Annotated in this window: 2 protein-coding genes; both read left to right on the forward strand. The window is 73.0% G+C overall.

Translation table 11 applies throughout. The annotated features are described in order from the left end of the window. The first annotated feature begins 118 nt into the window (after window positions 1–118). Window positions 119–1909, forward strand: a complete 1791-nt coding sequence (locus DMC18_RS15340; RefSeq protein ID WP_110133075.1) for a feruloyl-CoA synthase — start codon at window positions 119–121, stop codon at window positions 1907–1909. 145 nt (window positions 1910–2054) lie between these two features. Then, entirely contained in the window at window positions 2055–3593 is a 1539-nt protein-coding gene (locus DMC18_RS15345; RefSeq protein WP_110133076.1) for an acetolactate synthase large subunit, read from the forward strand. Window positions 3594–3709: the final 116 nt, after the last annotated feature.

Raw genomic sequence — 3709 nt, forward strand, 5'->3', positions numbered from 1 at the left:
CTGAGAGACCCCTCATCCGTCGCCTTTCGGCGACACCTTCTCCCGCAAGGGGAGAAGGACCAGCGAACGCCGCTCGACGAGGTTGAACGGCCGTTCGACGCGCTCCATAACAGGGGGCATGGACACCCTCGTCAGCGCCCCGTTCCGTGACGCCCGCTACGCGCCGCGCGCGCTGGAGGTCGAACATCGCGGGCAAGCCCTGATCCTGCGCAACCCCATGCCCTATTCCGACGCGGTGCGGACCACCACCGCCCCGCTGGCCCGCTGGGCCGCAGAGGCGCCCAACCGGGTCTGGCTGGCCGAGCGCATCGAGGGTCAGGACGGCTGGCGGACGATCACCTATGGCGAGGCGTACGAGAAGATCGTTCGCCTGTCCGACGGCCTCGGCGACGTGGCCCTTCTGCCCGATCCCGACAGGCCGCTGCTGATCCTCGCCCGCAACGGTATAGACCCCGCCCTGATCGCCTACGCCGCCATGATGGGCGGACGCCCCGTGGCGCCGGTGTCGCCGCAATACGGCCAGGCGGGCGCCGACCTGGCGCGGCTGGGCCAGGCGCTGGAACGCCTGAAGCCGGCGGCGGTCTATGTCGACGACGCGGCGGTCTTCGCCCACGGCCTGTCGCATCCGGCCCTGGCCGGCCTGCCGGTCATCGTCAGCCGCAACGCCCGCCCTGGCGACATCGCGCTGGACGGACTGCTGCGCAGGTTCCAGCCGATCGACTTCGCCAAGCCCGAGCTGCCGGCCAAGCTGCTGCTGACCTCGGGCTCGACCGGGCGGCCCAAGGCGGTGATCTGCACCCACGCCAACATCGCGCTGAACGCCGCCCAGATCGAGGCCTGCTACGCCGATCCCGACCCGCCGGTGCTGGTCAATTCCGCGCCCTGGAGCCACAGCCTGGGGGCCAACGCCATACTGCACATGGTGCTGCACCGGGGCGGCACGCTGTACATCGACACCGGCCAGCCCGTGCCGGGACGCTTTGGCGAGACGCTGCGGAACCTGCGCGAGGTTTCGCCGACCTATCACAACATGGTGCCGGCCGGCTGGGGCCTGCTGGTCGGCGAGCTGGAGCGCGATCCGGTGCTGGCGGCGACCTTCTTCCGCAAGGTGCGGGTGCTGCAGTACGGCGGCGCGGCCATGGCCCAGTCGATCCTCGACCGGGTGCAGGCCGTGGCCCTGGAAACGACCGGCCAGCGCATCACCTTCGCGGCCGGCTACGGCGCCACCGAGACCGGGCCGACGGCCTGCAACATCCACTGGCTGAACGCCCGCTCCGGCATGGTCGGCCTGCCCACGCCCGGCACGTCGGTGAAGCTGGTTCCGGCGGGGGAAAAGCTGGAGATCCGGGTCAAGGGCCCGCAGGTCTCGCCCGGCTATCTCGACCAGCCCGAGGCGACGCGGGAAGCCTTCGACGAGGAAGGCTTCTACCGCCTGGGCGACGCCGCGCGGCTGGCCGATCCGAACGATCCCTCGGCGGGCCTCGTCTTCGACGGGCGGCTGGTGGAGAACTTCAAGCTGGCCAGCGGAACCTTCGTCGCCGCCGGGGCCCTGCGGGTGGCGGCGATCTCGGCCATCGGCGGGGCGGCCAGCGACGCCGTGGTCTGCGGCGAGGGCCGCGACGGGGTCGGGCTGATGCTTTTCCTCGAACCGAAGACCTGCGAGCGCATCGGCGACGCGGCCGCCGTGCGGGCGGCGGTGCGGGCCGGGCTGGAGCGTTTCAACGGCGGGGCCAAGGGCGGCGGCCGCGTGGCCCGCGCCCTGATCCTGCCCGGCGCCCCCGACGCGGCCAGCGGCGAGCTGACCGACAAGGGCTACATCAACCAGGCCCTGGCCCGCGAGCGGCGGCCGGCGGAGATCGAGCGGCTGTTCGCGGTCGCGCCGGATGAAGACGTGATGGTGTTTGGGTAGGCCAAGGCGATCCTCCCCCTTTGGGGGAGGTGGCCCAGAGGGCCGGAGGGGGTCAGCACCGCCTTCGGCGGTCCCCCTCAGTCGCTCAGCGACAGCTCCCCCCCAGAGGGGGAGCATCTTGAAGCTAGGGATGGAGAAGAACCACATGAACGGCGCCGACGCCCTGATCACCACCCTGGCCGACAACGGCGTCACCGCCTGCTTCGCCAACCCGGGCACCAGCGAGATGCAGTTCGTCTCGGCCCTGGACCGCGAGCCGCGCATGCGCTCGATCCTGTGCCTGTTCGAGGGCGTGGCGACCGGGGCGGCCGACGGCTATGGGCGGATCGCGGGCAAGCCGGCCTGCACCCTGCTGCACCTAGGGCCGGGCTACGCCAACGGCGCGGCCAACCTGCACAACGCCCGCCGGGCCTTCACCCCGATCGTCAACGTGGTGGGCGACCACGCCACCTATCACCGGGGCTTCGACGCCCCGCTGAACAGCGACATCGCCGCCCTGGCCGCGCCCAACTCGCTGTGGGTGAAGTCGGCCGAGAGCGCCGACAGTGTCGGGCCGCTGGCCGCCGAGGCGATCACCGCCAGCTACGGAACGCCGGCCGGCAACGCCTGCCTGATCCTGCCCGCCGACGCCGCCTGGAACGAGGCCACGGTGCACGGCGGGGTGGCCGAGATCCCCGCCCCCGGCGCGCCGAACGAGGAAGCGATCGGCGCCGTCGCCCACGCGGTGAAGGCGGCCAAGGCGCCGGTGCTGCTGCTGGGCTCGGGCGCCTGCCGGGAGGACGGGATCGCCGCCGCCGGGCGGCTGGCGGCCCTGGGGATCCGGGTGCTGACCGACACCTTCACCGCCCGCCAAGCGCGCGGCGAGGGCCGCTTCCGTCCCGACAAGCTGCCCTATTTCGGCGAGCAGGCCCTCAAGGAGCTGGGCGGCGCCGACCTGATGGTGCTGGTCGCCACCGAGCGCCCGGTGGCCTTCTTCGCCTATCCCGACCGGCCCAGCGTGCTGGTTCCCGAGCACTGCGGGCTGGAGACCCTGTGCGGCCGGGGCGACGACGCCGCCGCCGCCCTCCACGCCCTGGCCGACGCCCTGGAGGCGCCCGCCGCCGGTCCGGCCGACCCCTACGCCCCGCCGCCCGCCCCGGCCTGCAAGCTGGACGCCTGGGCCATCGGGGCGGCCATCGCCCGCCACATGCCGGCCGATACGGTGATCTCCGACGACGCGGTGACCGCCGGCCTGCCGATCTTCACCCAGACCCGCGCCGCCCGCGCCCACGACTGGCTGTCGCTGACCGGCGGGGCGATCGGCCAGGGCATTCCGCTGGCCATCGGCGCGGCCGTGGCCCGGCCGGACGCCAAGGTCCTGGCCCTGACCGGCGACGGGGCGGGGATGTACACGGTGCAGGGCCTGTGGACGATCGCCCGCGAGCAGCTGGACGTGGTGGTCGTGGTCTTCGCCAACCACGTCTACCGCATCCTCGGCATCGAGCTTTCCCGCACCGGCGCCGGCCCGGCGGGTCCGGCGGCCAGCAAGCTGCTCGACATCGGCGAGCCGCGCATCGACTGGGTGGCGGTGTCGCAGGGGCTGGGCGTGCCGGCGCAGCGGGTCGACACCGCCGAGGCCTTCGACGCGGCGTTCGAACAGGCGATGGTCGGCAAGGGGCCAAGGTTGATCGAGGCGGCGCTGTAACGCGCCAGCGCCCTCCCTTCCCCCTTGATGGGGGAAGGGCCGGGGATGGGGGTGATGCGGCGGTTCAGCCGCCACCATCGTAGGTCACCCCCACCCAACCCTCCCCCATCAAGGGG

The sequence above is a fragment of the Caulobacter sp. D5 genome, assembly GCF_003185805.1.
Taxonomy (GTDB): domain Bacteria; phylum Pseudomonadota; class Alphaproteobacteria; order Caulobacterales; family Caulobacteraceae; genus Caulobacter.

Excerpts from the sequence above, each read along its gene's own strand:
- DMC18_RS15340 (WP_110133075.1), top strand. The coding sequence starts at position 119 with ATGGACACCCTCGTCAGCGCCCCGTTCCGTGACGCCCGCTACGCGCCG.
- DMC18_RS15345 (WP_110133076.1), top strand. The coding sequence starts at position 2,055 with ATGAACGGCGCCGACGCCCTGATCACCACCCTGGCCGACAACGGCGTC.